We start from the raw sequence: 14,894 nt of genomic DNA on the forward strand, positions 1-14,894 counted from the left end.
CGGCCCGACGCGATCGGCTGACGTCACTCCTCGTGAGTCGGGCTCCAGGGCGCGCCCCGCTGCAGCGCGACTCCCGGTCGGGCACGCTCCCGCCGTCGCCGGCACCCCCTAGGGCTGGGTGATCCAGCGCAGCGGGATCTCGATCGTCACCTCGGTACCCCGACCGACCACCGTGTGCCAGTCGATCGTGCCGCCGAGCTCGCCCTGGATGAGCGTGCGCACGATCTGCGTGCCGAGCCCCTCGCCGACCTTGCCCTCGGGCAGGCCCGCGCCGGTGTCGCGCACCTGGACGGTGAGCTCGGTCTGCGAGCGGTCGGCGATGATCTCGACGTCGCCCTCCTGACCGGCGAGGCCGTGCTCGACCGCGTTCGTGACGAGCTCGGTGAGCGCGAGCGCGAGCGGCGTCGCGTACTCGCTCGGCAGCACGCCGAACGAGCCCGTGCGCTTCGGGTGCGCCGTCGTGTTGTGCGCCGAGGCGACCTCGGCGACGAGCAGCAGCGCCCGGTCGAACACCTCGTCGAAGTCGACGTTCTGCGAGAGCCCGGTCGAGAGCGTGTCGTGCACGACGGCGATCGCACCGACGCGGCGCATCGCCTGCGTCAGCGCGTCGCGCGCCTCGTCGGAGTGCGTGCGCCGTGCCTGGATGCGCAGCAGCGACGCGACGGTCTGCAGGTTGTTCTTCACCCGGTGGTGGATCTCGCGGATCGTCGCGTCCTTGGTGATGAGCTCCTGCTCCTGGTGGCGGAGCTCGGTGACGTCGCGGGTCAGCACGATCGCCCCGGTGCGGTCGCCGTGCCGGCGGATCGGGATCGCACGGAGCGACACGGTCACACCGCGGGACTCGACGTCGGTGCGCCACGGCGCGCGCCCGGTCACGACGAGCGGCAGCGACTCGTCGACCACGAGCTTGCCGCCGAGGAGCGCAGTCGTCACCTCGGCGAGCGACTCGCCCTCGAGCTCGTCGTCGAAGCCCATCCGGTTGAACGCCGAGAGGGCGTTGGGGCTCGCGAAGGTCGTGATGCCGTCGACGTCGAGTCGGATCAGGCCGTCGGACGCGCGCGGCGCACCGCGCCGGGGTCCGGTCGGCGCGCCGAGGTCGGGGAAGTCGCCCGAGGCGATCATCTGGAAGAGCTCCTCGGCGCACTCGTTGAAGGTGAGCTCCTGCCGGCTCGGCGTGCGGGTCGCCCCGAGGTTCGTGTGCCGGGTGATCACGGCGACCGGTTCGGCCGCGATCGCCGTGCCGGTCGCGTTCAGGCGGCGCATCACCGGCACCGCACGCACGCGCGTCGGCATCTCCTCGTACCAGTCGGGAGCCGAGGAGTCGGCGATGCGGGCCGTGCCGAACGCCTCGGTCACGAGGTCGCGCCACTGGGGCTTGATGCCCTGTCCGACGAAGTCGCGGTAGAAGAGCGTCGCCGCGCTCGACGGGCGGGAGTGCGCGACCGCGACGAAGTCGTCGTCGCCGGAGGGCACCCACAGCACGATGTCGGCGAAGGCGAGATCGGCGAGCAGTTGGAGGTCGCCGACGAGCATGTGCAGCCAGTCGACGTCGGCCTGACTGCTGCGGCCCTGGGCGAGGACGAGTTCACTGAGGGTCGACACCCATCCAGCGTAGTGCGCGGATGCGTCAGCCTGCCGCAGCACGGCGGAGCACGGGCATCGAGAGGGGACGACGCGGGGCCGGCTCGGGTGCGGGCAGGATCGAGCCGAGCACGTATGCGCGGAGCGCCGAGCGGAGGGGCGCACGCCCCGCGGCGTCCCGCAGGGTTCGCGCGCGGAGGATCGCGGCGTCGGCGGCCCGCCCGTCGTGCGGCAGCAGCACTGCGTCGGTGATCCCGGCGAATCGGCGCAGGGTCTGGCGGACCTGCGCGTGCGCGTCGATGCCGAGCGCGCTCTGCCGTACCCGGTTGACGACCACGTCGATGCGCTCGGCGTCGACGAGCGACCCGAGCTCGTCGTGACCTCGGAGCAGGCGCGAGAGCCCGACCGGGTCTGCGAGGCCGACCGCGATCACACGGTCGGCGGAGTCGAGCGCGGCGAAGGTCGCCGCGTTGCGCCGGGGCGCGAACTGGTCGCTCGTGAGCTCCTCATCGCGTTCGAGGCTGAACCCGGTGTCGATCACAAGGTATTCGACGTGCTCGCGCATCGTCGCGAGCGCGCTCGTCACGCGCTCATGCGAGAGCTCGGGCCACCGGCTCGGCCCGACGAGCCCGGTGAAGACGTCGAAGGAGGCGCGCGGCGACGAATAGCGCTGCGAGATGCGTTCGAGTTCGGCGCGGTCGAGTGCGCCGGCGCCCGCGAGCCGGCACGCCGCGGCGAATCCGGGCGTCTCGTCGAGGAGCCCGAGCACGGGGGCGATGCTGCCGCCGTACGGGTCGGCGTCGACGAGGGCGACGCGGTGCCCCGCCGCAGCGAGCTCGGCGGCGACGTTGACCGCCACCGTGGTGCGGCCGGGCGCCCCCGCCGCGCCCCAGACGGCGATGACCGCGGCCTTCGACGATGCGCCGTCCCCCGGCCCGCCGAGGCGGGATGGCACGGAGACCCCGCCGCTCACGAGCGCCTCGAAGGCGGCCCACTCGGCTTCGGCGTCGACGAGTTCGTGCACCCCGAGTGCACCGGCGTGCCCGCGCTCGGCATCGTTCGCCGCGACCCCCACGAGGCGGATTCCGCGTTCGTCGCAGGCGGCGAGCAGCTCCGCGCTCAGCGTGCCCCGCCCGGCTCCGACGAGCACGACGTCGGGCGCCAGCACGTCGAGGCTCTCGACGACATCGCGCCACCCGACGAGCCGGGCGACCACGGTGTGCCCGTGTTCGACGAGGTCGGGCAGCAGGCGGTCTTCTGTGGCGGCGTCGAGTGCGAGCGCGAGGCGCGCCATCTCAGTCGCCCGCCGATCGCGTCGCCACGAGGTCGATCGCGTCGCCCGCGGCGAGCGCCTCGAGCAGCGCGGCGACCTTCTCGCGCGGGATCAGGAGTTCGACCGAGGTGCCCTCGGAGGCCATCATGCCCGTCTCCTCGACGAGTGCGGCGATCTCGGCGCCGCCGACGAGCACCCTCGGGGCCTCGAACCCGCCGCGCTCGGTCGCCTTCGCCGACCAGACGTCGACCCGAGACCCGGCCTCGAGCCCGCTCGGCAGCGGGCCGCGGCTCGGCACCACGACGGTGGACAGGCCCGTGCGGTCGGCGTCGTCGACGGCGGCCACCGGCACGAGCTCCCCTGCCCGCACGGTGCGCGCGACGACGAGCCCCGACTCAGGTGCCCCCTGGACGAGGAGGTAGTGCTGTTCGCTCGCACCCAGGCGCACCGAGGCGACGTCGAGCGTCTCGAGCTCGAGCGCCGCGCCCGGCGTGAGCGTGTCGCGTGCGACGTAGACCTCGACCGTGTCGTCGAGGCCCGAGACGAGCGCCCAGACGCCGAACGTCGACCCGGCGACGAGCACGAGCCCGATGAGGAGCCTGGGGTCGAGCCTCAGGGCTCCGCGTTCGGCCCGGCTGCGAGCGGTCATCGGTCCTGCCTCCTGTCGTCGGCGCGGGTGCGCTGCCCCCATGGTCGCCCGAACCGCGACGAACGTCCCGAAGTTATCCACAGTGGCTCGGGCTCAGCGATGGGCACCGCCATCGGGTCGATAATCGAGACATGACCTCACCCGGTTCGGGCGGCGAGATCGGCCGCTTCCTCACGATCGCCGACGCGGCCGAGATCCTCGCCGTCGACGTCGCGACCGTCGACGAGCTGATCCGCAGCGGCGAGCTGCCGGCGATCCGGGTCGGCACGTCCGGGCCGTGGCGCATCGAGCGCGCCCAGCTCGAGGTCTGGATCGAGCTGCAGTACGAGGAGACCCGCGTGGGGGTGGCGTGGAACGAGGGCGAGTTCGCGAACGTCACCGAGCTCTCCGGGGTCCGAAGCGGTCGCGTCCGCCCCGTCGACTGACCGGGCGACTCAGTCGAACCGAACGAGGAGCAGGCGCGCGAGCGGGACGATGCGGTAGCCGAACACCTCGCGCTCGCGGCGCGCGCTGCCCCGCTCGTGGAGGGCGAGGTCGAGGTGGTCGCGCGCGACCCGGTCGATCGTGCCGTGCGCGGGGCCGTCGATCGTGGTGAGCTGCACGGCGGTGCGGCGACGGCAGAGGTCGCGCAGCACGAAGGGCAGCCCGATGCGTTCGGCCAGTCGAACGGATGCCTCGGGCAGCACCGCGAGGCTCGGGTCGAGCTGCCCGCGGCCGGGCAGGATCGCGGCGACCGCCGAGAGCGGCACGATGCACTGCTCGACCGGCCGGCCGTGATGGCGGATCTCGGCGCTCATCCAGTCGCGGCCGAACCCGAGCGGACGGACGCCCAGCACCGTTCCGCCCTGCAGCTCGAGGCGAACGAGCTCGTCGCCCGCTCCCCCGACGTCGCGCGCACGCGCGATGGCGGCCAATCGATCGCGCAACGTCAGCCGGCCGAGCCGGAGGCGCTCCTCCTCGAGCGCGAGGGCTCGCTGCTCGTCGTGCTGCTCGCGATCGAGCTGCGACTCGAGGTCGTCGAACAGCAGGTCCCATCGCATGCAGCGACGCTACCGGGTGACGCTCGGTGACGCCCGAATTCTCCACAGGCGGAGAAATCTCTTGACACGGTCCGACGCCCTGCCTAAATTTCACTCCAGTGAGTCACTTCTGTCCCCCTCTCGGGGGGTGAGCCTCGTCGCTGCCCCGAACGGCGACTCCCAGCCCTACTGGAGCAAAGATGACCGTACGCGATGCCGCTGCCGCCCGAACGGCCGCGGTGCAGGGCAGTGCCGCCCGCCACCTCGAGCTGGACGACGACTACTTCGCACGCCAGCCGACGCGGAGCTCGGAGCTCCCCGACCCCGAGCCGTTGCTGCGCAACCTCACCCACTGCGTCCTCGAGTCGCTCGCCGGGGCTCGCGACCTCGAGCAGCTCGCACGCTGGGTCACCGACGACGTCTACCGAGCGCTGTCGAAGCGGGCCGTGCTCGCGGCCAGGGCTCGCCGGGTCAAGGGCCAGCAGGCGCAGCGCCCCACGTTCGCGATCGGTCGGGTGCACCTCCACGAGCCCGCCGAGGGCGTCGTCGAGGCGGTCGTGCTGGTGCATCAGCGTGCGCGCTCCCGGGCGGTGGCGATCCGCCTCGAGGGCTTCGACCGGCGCTGGCGCGCGAGCGCCGTCAGCGTGCTCTGACCGGGCCTGAAGCTCAGTCCCAGCAGGCTCGCTCGTCCTCCCTGGGGGCGAGCACGGTGCGCGTCTGCGCGTCGAAGGTGCGCACCGGCCGCTCGGCCGTCCATCGTTCCCATCCCGGGTCGCCCTGCGTGGCGAACGCGACCCACGCGCCGTGCATCTCGCCGGCGAGCGACTCGGGCGCGGCTCCCCCGGTGAGCGCGAGCGCGTCGGCGGCGTCGAGCCGGTCGAAGACCGCGGGCAGCTCCATGCAGTGCGCAGCGCCGAGACCGAGGCGCGGGCTCGACCAGCCGAACTCGTACACCCACGTCGCGGCGCCGCGCCCGAGGCGGGCGTCGGCGAACCGGTTGATCGGAAGCCGGAGCAGGAGGTCCGTGGCGAGCGCCCCGAACAGCTCGCCACGACTCGCGCCGGGCCTGTTCCGCCGGTAGACGCGCATGGTGGCGCCGCGGATCTTGAAGCTGAGCCGGGCCGCGGCGAGGTGCAGGGCGCTGATGCGCGCCGTGAGGCCGGTCGGTTCGAGCCAGAGCCGCGCCTCCTCGCGGGTCGAGCCGATGAGCACGGGGATCGCGTCGGCGGCTCCCGCTCCGAGCACGTCCTCGGGGTCGGCGAGCCCCTCGCCGACGGCGAGCGCGAAGCCCGGGCCTCCGGTGACCGGCGTCGTGCCGGCGGTGACCCGAAGTTGCGCGGCGACGAGCTCGTCGGGCGCGACCGAGGCGAAGGCGTCGCGGTCGGCGGCGATGCCGAGGTCCTTGGCGATCAGCCGGGTGATGCGTCCCGCCCGCTCGCGCGGTCGCGCGGCGAGCGGTCCGCTCTGCAGGATCGCCCGGTCGGCGAGGCCCTTCCCGTCGGGGTGGGCGAGCGCCGCGGCGATGAGCGAGGCTCCGGCGGACTGCCCGGCGACGGTGATCTGCCCGGGGTCGCCGCCGAACGCGCCGATCTCGCGCCGTACCCAGCGGAGGGCCGCGATGACGTCGAGGAGTCCGAGGTTCAGTGGCGCTCCCTCGAGCACCGAGAATCCCTCTGAGCCGAGCCGGTAGTTGATCGCCACGAAGACGACGCCGTCGCGGGCGAACGAGCTGCCGTCGTAGCTGTCGAGGGCGTTCGCGCCGCGCGACAGCGCGCCCCCGTGCACCCAGACGAGCACGGGCTGCAGCGCCCGCCCGCCGGCCGGAGCCTGCGGCCCGCCGACGCCGTCGAACTCGGGCGTCGGATCGGCCTGCCCGGGCTCGGGCGCCCAGACGTTCACGTTCAGGATCTCGTCGCCCGCCACCTCGACGCTCGGCAGCACCCGCTCGAGACCGCCGCCGTACGGCGCCTGCGGCGCGGTGGCACCGGGTCGTGTGGCATCCCGCTCGCCGGACCAACCGGGGTGCGGCGCGGGTGCGGCGAACCGCAGGGGCCCGAACGGTGCCGCGGCGTAGGGCACCCCGAGGAACCGGACGATGCCGCCTGAGCGCGAGCCGCGGAGCATCCCGCCGCCGACCCTGGTGATCACCGCCTCGCCGGACTCGTCGATCGTGTCCGAACGCAGCGCGGACGCATCATCGGGTCGTGACGCCATGGCTCCTCCTCGAGTGGGCGATCCTCCGATCGTACGGGGCGCGCGGCGCTCGTGGGCACCGTACCCGGGAACGAGCGCGGCCCGCGAGTTCGGAGGAACTCGCGGGCCGCGGACGTCGACGGGGACTCAGCGCCCCTTGCGCTCCTGGGCGCGACGCTCCGAACGGTTCTGCGGGGCGACTTCGCCGCCCGCACGCTGGCCGAAGGCGCCGCGCTCGGGCTCGGCGGCGGGTGCCTGGCTCTCGGCGACCGCACGACGCGCGCGCTGGGTCGCGGCCTGCTGCACCTGGCCGCGCTGGTTGCGCACCTCGACGCCGCCCGAGTCGCTCGGCGCGGTGTAGCTGAGCTTGTCGTCGGAGGCGCCCTGCCGGCCGAGGCCCTTCGCCTCGATCGTCGGGCCCGTACCGCCCTGCGGTGCGACCTCGACCTCGAGGTTGAAGAGGAAGCCGACCGTCTCCTCGCGGATCGAGCCCATCATCTGCTGGAACATCGCGAATCCCTCGCGCTGGTACTCGACCAGCGGGTCGCGCTGGGCCATCGCGCGCAGGCCGATGCCGTCCTTCAGGTAGTCCATCTCGTAGAGGTGGTCGCGCCAGCGACGGTCGATGACCGAGAGCACCACGCGGCGCTCGAGCTCGCGCATCGCCGGACTGCCGAGCTGCTCCTCGCGGCGCTGGTAGGCGAGCTTCGCGTCGGAGAGGATCTCGCGGCGCACGAACTCGCGGTTGACGCGGCCCTTCTCGCCCGCCTCGGCGACGACCTCGTCGATCGTGATGCCGACCGGGTAGAGGGTCTTCAGCTCGGTCCAGAGGGCGTCGAAGTCCCACTCGTCGGGGTTGCCCTCGGCGGTGTGCTGCGCGAGCACCTCGTCGATCACGTCCTCGAGGAACTTCTGCGTGCGCTCGTGCAGGTCGTCGCCCTCGAGGATGTGACGGCGGTCGCCGTAGATCGCCTCGCGCTGGCGGTTGAGGACGTCGTCGTACTTCAGCACGTTCTTGCGGATCTCGGCGTTGCGGGCCTCGACCTGCGACTGCGCCGAGCGGATCGCCCGCGAGACGACCTTCGACTCGATCGCGACGTCGTCGGGCACGCCGCGCGCCATCAGGTTCTCGGCCGCACCGGCGTTGAAGAGGCGCATGAGGTCGTCGGTCAGCGACAGGTAGAAGCGACTCTCACCGGGGTCGCCCTGACGGCCCGAGCGGCCGCGCAGCTGGTTGTCGATGCGCCGCGACTCGTGACGCTCGGTGCCGAGCACGTAGAGGCCGCCGGCGGCGAGCACCTTCTCGGCCTCGACGTCGACCTCGGCCTTGACGGCCTCGAACACGCCGTCCCACGCGGCCTCGTACTCCTCGGGCGTCTCGGCCGGCGAGAGGCCCCGCTCGTGCATCTGCTGCACGGCGATGAACTCGGCGTTGCCGCCGAGCATGATGTCGGTGCCGCGGCCGGCCATGTTCGTGGCGACGGTGACCGCGCCGAGGCGGCCCGCCTGCGACACGATCGCGGCCTCGCGGGCGTGGTTCTTCGCGTTCAGCACCTCGTGCCGCACGCCCTTCTTCGCGAGCAGGCGCGAAAGGTACTCGCTCTTCTCGACGCTCGTCGTGCCGACGAGCACGGGCTGGCCCTGCTTGTGGCGCTCGACGATGTCCTCCACGACCTGGGCGAACTTGACCTCTTCGTTCTTGTACACGAGGTCGGACTGGTCGATGCGGACCATCGGCTTGTTCGTCGGGATGGGCACGACGCCGAGCTTGTAGGTCGACATGAACTCGGCCGCCTCGGTCTCGGCGGTACCCGTCATGCCGGAGAGCTTCGAGTAGAGGCGGAAGTAGTTCTGGAGCGTGACGGTGGCGAGGGTCTGGTTCTCGGCCTTGACCTGCACGCCCTCCTTCGCCTCGATCGCCTGGTGGATGCCCTCGTTGTAGCGGCGGCCCACGAGGATGCGACCGGTGTGCTCGTCGACGATCAGCACCTCGCCGTTCATCACGACGTAGTCCTTGTCGCGCTTGAACAGCGCGTTGGCCTTGATCGAGTTGTTGAGGAACGAGATGAGCGGGGTGTTCGCCGACTCGTAGAGGTTGTCGATGCCCAGGTAGTCTTCGACCTTCTCGATGCCGGGCTCGAGCACGCCGACCGTGCGCTTCTTCTCGTCGACCTCGAAGTCCTCGCCGGGAACGAGCCGGTCGGCGAGACGCGCGAACTCGGCGAACCAGCGGTTCGCCTCGCCCGAGGCGGGGCCCGAGATGATGAGCGGGGTGCGCGCCTCGTCGATGAGGATCGAGTCGACCTCGTCGACGATCGCGAAGTAGTGGCCGCGCTGCACCATGTCGGAGGCCTGCCACGCCATGTTGTCGCGCAGGTAGTCGAATCCGAACTCGTTGTTCGTGCCGTAGGTGATGTCGGCCGCGTACTGCTCGCGGCGGACCTGCGGCGTCTGGCCCGCCACGATGCATCCGGTCGTCATGCCGAGCGCGCGGAAGACGCGGCCCATCAGCTCCGACTGGTAGCTCGCGAGGAAGTCGTTCACCGTGATCACGTGCACGCCGCGGCTCGTGAGCGCGTTGAGGTACGCGGCGGTCGTCGCGACGAGGGTCTTGCCCTCACCGGTCTTCATCTCGGCGATGTTGCCGAGGTGGAGGGCCGCGCCGCCCATGAGCTGCACGTCGAAGTGCCGGAGGCCGAGGGTGCGGCGCGACGCCTCGCGGACCGCGGCGAACGCCTCGGGCAGCAGGTCGTCGAGCGACTCGCCGCTCGCGTAGCGCTCGCGAAGCTCGACGGTCTCGTGCTTCAGCTCCTCGTCGCTGAGCGCCTGGAAGCCCTCTTCGAGGGCGTTGATCGCCGACGCGTAGTTCTCGAGCCGCTTGAGGGTTCGGCCCTCGCCGACGCGGAGGACCTTTTCAAGAATCGAAGCCACGAATGTTCTCCTGTGTTTCATCGGGCGCTGCGTCGTCGGTGCCCGCCTCGGGTGGCGGCGGCGCCCACTGCCGCCTGTCCAGCGGTCATCATAGCCATGCTAGTGGGCCGCAGCCTGAGCGACCCCGCTCGGCATCGTGCGATACGGAGCGGGGTCGCCGGTTCAGAGCATGCGTCGGGTCAGGATGCCACGGGCTCGCGCCCCTTCGTCACGGGGCTGTCGAGCACGGCGTCGGAGTTCTCGTCGAGGCCGATGAGCCCGTAGTCCCAGCCCTTGCGGCGGTAGACCACGCTCGGGCGGTTCGACTCGGCGTCGACGAAGAGGTAGAAGTCGTGCCCCACGAGTTCCATGAAGTAGAGCGCGTCGTCGACGGTCATGGGCGTCGACGCGAAGACCTTGCGCCTGATCACGACGGGGCTGTAGACCTCGTCCTCCTCCATCCCGTCGGCCTCGGACACGACGGGGATGGCCCCGGTGCGCACTCGCTCGAGCACCTCGGGTGCCGCGGCCTGCACGCCCACGTCGGCGAAGCCGGCGTCGGTGGCCTCGCGGAGGGAGGTGTGGCGGTGGTTGCCTCCTCGATGGACCTTCCGCCGGTCCTTCGCCCTCCTGATGCGTTCGAGCAATCGCCCGAGCGCGACGTCGAACGCCGCGTACTTGTCGGTGCCGTCGGCCTCCGCCCGCACCACCGGCCCCTTGCCGAACAGGGTCAGCTCGACGCGGTCGAGACCCGGGTTGCCGTTCTTCTCGTTGTGACGGCTGAGCTTCACGTCGAGGGAGATGGCCCGGTCGTTGAGGTGCGTGACCTTCTCGGACTTCTCCGTCGCGTAGGCGCGGAAGCGGTCCGTGATCCCCAGGTTTCGTCCGACGATGTTCAGTTCCATGACGACCTCCGTTCACCGGCGTGTCACCCGGTTCTGAAGGGTGGATCGACCACGCCTGTCCTGCCACCGTAGCCCGCTTGACCGTCATTGTCACGGGGCGCTTCCCCAGAGTTCGCCGAGAGCCGAATGTGACGCAACGGGGTCTCGGCGAGCACCGCCGAACCGGCGACCGAGCCGCCCGCGGACCGCACGGCGCGTGCCGCCTCGGCGAGCGTCGACCCGGTCGTGAGGATGTCGTCGACCAGCAGGAATCGCCGCCCGTCGAGCCGGCGGGCGGCGACGAGTCCCCCTGCGGCGTTCGCCCGCCGCGCCGCCTGGTCGAGTCCGGCCTGGTCGGCGCGGTCGCGCGCGAGGCGGAGGACTCGGGAGGGACGGACGCCGCTGCGTGCGAGCAGCAGTTCAACGGGTGCGTAGCCCCGCTCGCGCAGCGCACGGCGGGTCGAGGGCACCGTGCACAGCTCGACGGGGGCGCCCGGCGCGGCGTCGGCGAGCGCGGCGACGACCGCCGCTCGCATGGCGCAGGCGAGGGGCCGCACGGCGTCCGTGCGCCCGCCGTCCTTGAACGCGGCGAGGATCGCGGCGACGGGGCCCGCGTACTCCAGCGAGGCGTGCACGACGATCGGTGCGGCGGGGCTCGGAATCGGCCGGGTCACCGTTCGGGGCGTCGGGGCGAGGGCCTCGAGGCATCCGGTGCACACGGCACGGTCGTGGGCGCCGCAGCCCGCGCAGGCGACCGGGGCGAGCACCGCCAGGCCGTCGAGGGCGGCGTCGCGGGCGGTCGCCGTGACGCGGGCGAGGAGCCGGGCCGGAGACGGATTCACCCGACGGAGTCTGGCTCCCCCCGCGCCGAACCGGTCGCGGCGAGCGCGGTCGGGCGACGCAGCGACCGGCCGAGCGCGCTGGGGAGGAGCGGTCGGCGCCGCCGAGCGCGCGTCCGACGGTTCAGCCGGGCATCTGGGCCGCGACGAACTCGATGCCCTCCGCCCGGACCTGCCAGCCCACGCCGCTCTGCACGTCGAGGGTTCCGGCCGAGGTGAGCACGCGGAGATCGCGCTCCCCGTTGCCGGCGTCGAGCTGGACGCCGCCCTCGGGCCCTGCGATGGTGTCGGGCACTCCGCCGAGCTCCTCCACGACGAGACGCGTGTCGCCGCCGGGCAGCGAGGTCAGCGACGCGACCGTGTTGGCGTCGAGCCACGCCACGTCGCGCGGCGTCCCGGCGAGCCCCGACAGGTCGAGCACCACGGGGCCGAGGGCGACCGGCATGCCGTCGGCGTCACGCTCGATCGACGCCGCGACGAAGCGGGTGCCGACCCCTTCGCCCAGGAGGGCGATGATCCGGGTGCCGTCGCGCGAGACCTCGAGCGCCGCGATCGTCGACCCCGACCACGGCACCGGGATGGGGCGCTCGCGCTCCTCGCCGCTCGGCAGGTACGCGACGAGCTCGCCCGGCGCCGTGGCCGGCACCGACCAGACGACCCCCTCGGGATCGATGGCCGGCGTGATCAGCCCCTGTCGCGGATCGCGCACCTCGGCGGGCTCGCCGGGCAGGACGACCGAGACGCCGGCCGGGTTGCGCACCGCGACCGAGTCGCCGCGAGGGCCGACCGCGGCCGCCGTCGGGGAGAGCCCCTCGATCTGCGGCGAGATGTCCTGGATCGGCTCGATCTCGTCGCCCGAGGCGGCGAGATGGCCGAAGGCGGCGCCGTCGTAGACGACCGGGCGCGGATCGACGGGCGGGTCGTGGATCGGCGCGTCGTCGAGCGGCGGCACGTCCTGCACCGCCCCGTCGATCGCGAGCACGACCTCGTCGACGTTGCGCACGACGCCCACGAGGCTCTCGTCGAGCTGCTCCTGCATGCGCTGCACGGTCAGGACGTCGTCGAACGACGCCCCCGAGAGCTCGACGCTCGCGATGCCGTTGGCGATCGGCACCGAGCTCGTCTCGAGCGAGACGCCCTCGGGGAAGGCCGTCTCGACCCCGGGCGCGAGCCACTCGGCCGGCCCGGCGAGCAGGGCCCGCACGATGCTCGTCTGGGCGGAGTCGCGGCCCGCGAACCAGCGCAGGTCGGGCACCAGGTAGCGGAAGGTCGGATCGAAGAAGGCGAGCTCGTACGGCTGGAACACGTCGCCGAAGGTCAGCTCGTCGATGAGGATGCCGTCCGGGGCCTCCGAGATGCGCCACTCGCCGTCCACCCGTTCGAGGCGATAGGGCAGCGTGACCTCCGCCGTCGAGTCCGGCAGCTCGTACTGGCCGTTCGACATGAGCTCGGCCGCCGGGGTCGCCCCCACCGAGAGCTGGGTCTCGGCGGCGTCGTCGGCGACCACGGGCTCCTCGATCGAACGGTCGGCGAGCACGTCGATCGTCGCACCCGCGCCCGGCACCCACTCGGCCGAGAACTCGTCGGTGAGGAACTGCCTGGCGGCAGCGTAGTTGCCGCGCGGGCTCGCAGCGGCCTCGATGAACCCCTGCACGATCTGATCGGGCGTCGCCCCGGCCTGCGGTGGGCGGATGAAGGTGTCGAGCTCCGCCGACTCCTCCACCGGGTCGGGGTTGCCGACTCCGACGGGCCCCGAAGTCGGCAGCGCGACGCAGCCGCTGAGCAGCGCCGCCATCGCGAGCGCGAGGGATGCCCCGAGCGCACGTCTACGCATCGCGGACCCCCTTCTCCGTGGCATCCGAGGGACGACCGGCGGCCGCCCCGCGCTCGGCTCCCGCGTCGACGTCGACCGCGGCGACGACGCCCGTCGGCGGCGGCCCGCTCGCGTGCGCGTCGTCGGGCTCGAGCGGCAGCGGCGAGACGACCGCCTCGGCGTCGACGCCGCGCGGGAGCGTGAGCCGGAACACGGTGCCGGTGCCCTGCCGCGACCACACGTCGAGCGTGCCCCGGTGGGCGACCGCGTCCTCGAGCGAGATCGCGAGGCCGAGGCCGGTTCCGCCGATCGTTCGGGTTCGGCTCGGGTCGGCGCGCCAGAACCGGTCGAACACGCGAGCGCTCTCCTCCTCGGTCATGCCGAGCCCGTAGTCGCGCACCGACAGGGCGATCGCCGAGGGGTTGCTGTCGACCGACACGACGATCGGGCGCCCCTCGCCATGCTCGATCGCGTTGCCGAGGAGATTGCGCACGATGCGGCGGATGCGGCGGGGGTCGACGTCGGCGTCGAGATGGCCGCCCGGCGCGACGAGCCGCAGCTCGCTGCCGCGCTCGCGCGCCAGCTCGTGCATCGACTCGATCGCGTCGCCCGCGAGGTGCACGAGGTTCGTGGGCTCGGTCGTGAGCTCGACCGAACCGGCGTCGTAGCGGCTGATCTCGAGCAGGTCGGCGAGCAGCGTCTCGAAGCGCTCGGTCTGCGTGTGCAGCAGCTCGACCGTGCGCGACGTCGGTCCGGGGAAGTCCTCGCGCTGCCCGTACAGCACGTCGCCTGCGAGCCTGATGGTCGTGAGCGGGGTGCGCAGCTCGTGCGAGACGTCGGAGACGAAGCGCTGCTGCATGACCGAGAGCTCGGCGAGCTCGCGGATGCGGGCCTGCAGGCTGTCGGCCATGCCGTTGAACGAGGCGGCGAGGGTCGCCAGCTCGTCTTCTCCCTTCGAGGGCATGCGCACGCCGAGGTCGCCCGCGGCCAGGCGCCGGCTCGTCGCGGCCGCCGATCGGATCGGCTCGATCACCCAGCGCACGACGAGCAGCGTGATCGCGCTGAGCAGCACGATGAGCGCGATCGCGCCGAGCACGCCGACCGCCTGCATGAAGCCGAGGGTCTGCTGGGCATCGGCGAAGTCGTAGCCGATGTAGAGCTCGTAGTCGCCCACTCTCGGCACCTCGAGGGTGCTGCCGACCACCACGCCCGGGTCGGTGCCTCCGTCGGCGTTCTCGAGCGCGACCGACTGCCAGAACTGTCCGTCGGGGTTGGCCTGCACCCGCTCGCGCAGCTCGTCGGTGATGACCGCGCTCACCTGCGGATCGCCGCGGTCGGGCGGTGCATCGCGCACGGCCGTCTCGGTCGGCACCCGGAAGTAGACGATCGAGTTGGATCCCGACGTCGTCTGCACCGTGCGCACCGTCGAGGCCATGAGGCTCTGCAGCGCACCGCGGTCGGCGGCGTCGGAGGAGTTGAGGATGCGCTGCGCCGCCACCGTCGCGTTGTTCGCGGCGGCGAGGGACTGGTCGAGCTGGCTCTGGAACAGGTTCGACGCCACGCTGAAGGAGATGTACAGGCCGATCACGAAGATCGCGAGCGAGGAGAGCGCGATGGTGATGAGGACCGTGCGGAACTGCAGCGACCGCCGCCAGAGCGCGTTCAGCCGCCTCGGCAGCTCGCGCCACGAACCCGTGAACGGGATCGCCGTGGCGGAGGTCTCGGTCATCCGG

The 14,894-nt window shown here is 72.4% G+C and carries 12 protein-coding genes; 2 read left to right on the plus strand and 10 right to left on the minus strand.

Features of this window, described 5'->3' with window-relative positions; translation table 11 throughout:
• Positions 1–108: 108 nt before the first annotated feature.
• Genes ACFVAJ_RS01485 through ACFVAJ_RS01495 form a run of 3 tightly spaced genes read right to left on the minus strand, consistent with a single transcriptional unit; the run spans position 109 to position 3,503 of the window.
• Entirely contained in the window at positions 109–1,602 is a 1,494-nt protein-coding gene (locus tag ACFVAJ_RS01485) for a sensor histidine kinase (RefSeq protein ID WP_376941026.1), read from the minus strand.
• Between the two features lie 25 nt (positions 1,603–1,627).
• A complete protein-coding gene (locus tag ACFVAJ_RS01490; protein ID WP_376941027.1) occupies positions 1,628–2,875 on the minus strand; it encodes a CpaE family protein in 1,248 nt (415 codons plus the stop codon).
• Position 2,876: 1 nt separating this feature from the next.
• Positions 2,877–3,503 (minus strand): hypothetical protein, encoded by a 627-nt coding sequence (locus ACFVAJ_RS01495; RefSeq protein ID WP_376941028.1) that lies wholly within the window; start codon positions 3,501–3,503, stop codon positions 2,877–2,879.
• 131 nt (positions 3,504–3,634) lie between these two features.
• On the opposite strand from ACFVAJ_RS01495, the gene ACFVAJ_RS01500 reads away from it, so the two are divergent.
• On the plus strand, positions 3,635–3,928 hold the full coding sequence (locus ACFVAJ_RS01500; RefSeq protein ID WP_376941029.1) for a helix-turn-helix domain-containing protein: 294 nt from the start codon (positions 3,635–3,637) through the stop codon (positions 3,926–3,928).
• Between the two features lie 9 nt (positions 3,929–3,937).
• Here ACFVAJ_RS01500 and ACFVAJ_RS01505 read toward each other — a convergent pair whose 3' ends face one another.
• Positions 3,938–4,543 carry a hypothetical protein gene (locus tag ACFVAJ_RS01505; RefSeq protein WP_376941030.1) on the minus strand — a complete coding sequence of 202 codons (606 nt, stop codon included), beginning with the start codon at positions 4,541–4,543 and terminating at the stop codon, positions 3,938–3,940.
• Between the two features lie 179 nt (positions 4,544–4,722).
• Between ACFVAJ_RS01505 and ACFVAJ_RS01510 the strand changes: the two genes are divergently transcribed.
• Entirely contained in the window at positions 4,723–5,175 is a 453-nt protein-coding gene (locus tag ACFVAJ_RS01510; protein ID WP_376941031.1) for an Rv3235 family protein, read from the plus strand.
• A gap of 13 nt (positions 5,176–5,188) precedes the next feature.
• Here the strand turns inward: ACFVAJ_RS01510 and ACFVAJ_RS01515 are convergent, their stop codons facing one another.
• From ACFVAJ_RS01515 to mtrB, 6 genes are all read right to left on the minus strand, one after another.
• Entirely contained in the window at positions 5,189–6,736 is a 1,548-nt protein-coding gene (locus tag ACFVAJ_RS01515) for a carboxylesterase/lipase family protein (protein WP_376941032.1), read from the minus strand.
• Between the two features lie 126 nt (positions 6,737–6,862).
• Positions 6,863–9,646 carry a preprotein translocase subunit SecA gene (gene secA / locus ACFVAJ_RS01520; RefSeq protein ID WP_376941033.1) on the minus strand — a complete coding sequence of 928 codons (2,784 nt, stop codon included), beginning with the start codon at positions 9,644–9,646 and terminating at the stop codon, positions 6,863–6,865.
• A gap of 179 nt (positions 9,647–9,825) precedes the next feature.
• Positions 9,826–10,530 (minus strand): ribosome hibernation-promoting factor, HPF/YfiA family, encoded by a 705-nt coding sequence (gene hpf, locus ACFVAJ_RS01525; RefSeq protein ID WP_376941034.1) that lies wholly within the window; start codon positions 10,528–10,530, stop codon positions 9,826–9,828.
• A gap of 23 nt (positions 10,531–10,553) precedes the next feature.
• On the minus strand, positions 10,554–11,351 hold the full coding sequence (locus tag ACFVAJ_RS01530) for a ComF family protein (RefSeq protein ID WP_376941035.1): 798 nt from the start codon (positions 11,349–11,351) through the stop codon (positions 10,554–10,556).
• A gap of 121 nt (positions 11,352–11,472) precedes the next feature.
• Positions 11,473–13,182 carry a GerMN domain-containing protein gene (locus ACFVAJ_RS01535; RefSeq protein WP_376941036.1) on the minus strand — a complete coding sequence of 570 codons (1,710 nt, stop codon included), beginning with the start codon at positions 13,180–13,182 and terminating at the stop codon, positions 11,473–11,475.
• Positions 13,175–14,890: an MtrAB system histidine kinase MtrB gene (gene mtrB, locus ACFVAJ_RS01540; protein ID WP_376941037.1), complete on the minus strand. Its 1,716-nt coding sequence runs from the start codon at positions 14,888–14,890 to the stop codon at positions 13,175–13,177. Before mtrB ends, ACFVAJ_RS01535 begins: the two co-directional genes overlap by 8 nt.
• Between the last annotated feature and the right edge of the window lie 4 nt (positions 14,891–14,894).

The sequence above is a fragment of the Agromyces sp. NPDC057679 genome (assembly GCF_042799635.1).
Taxonomy (GTDB): domain Bacteria; phylum Actinomycetota; class Actinomycetes; order Actinomycetales; family Microbacteriaceae; genus Agromyces.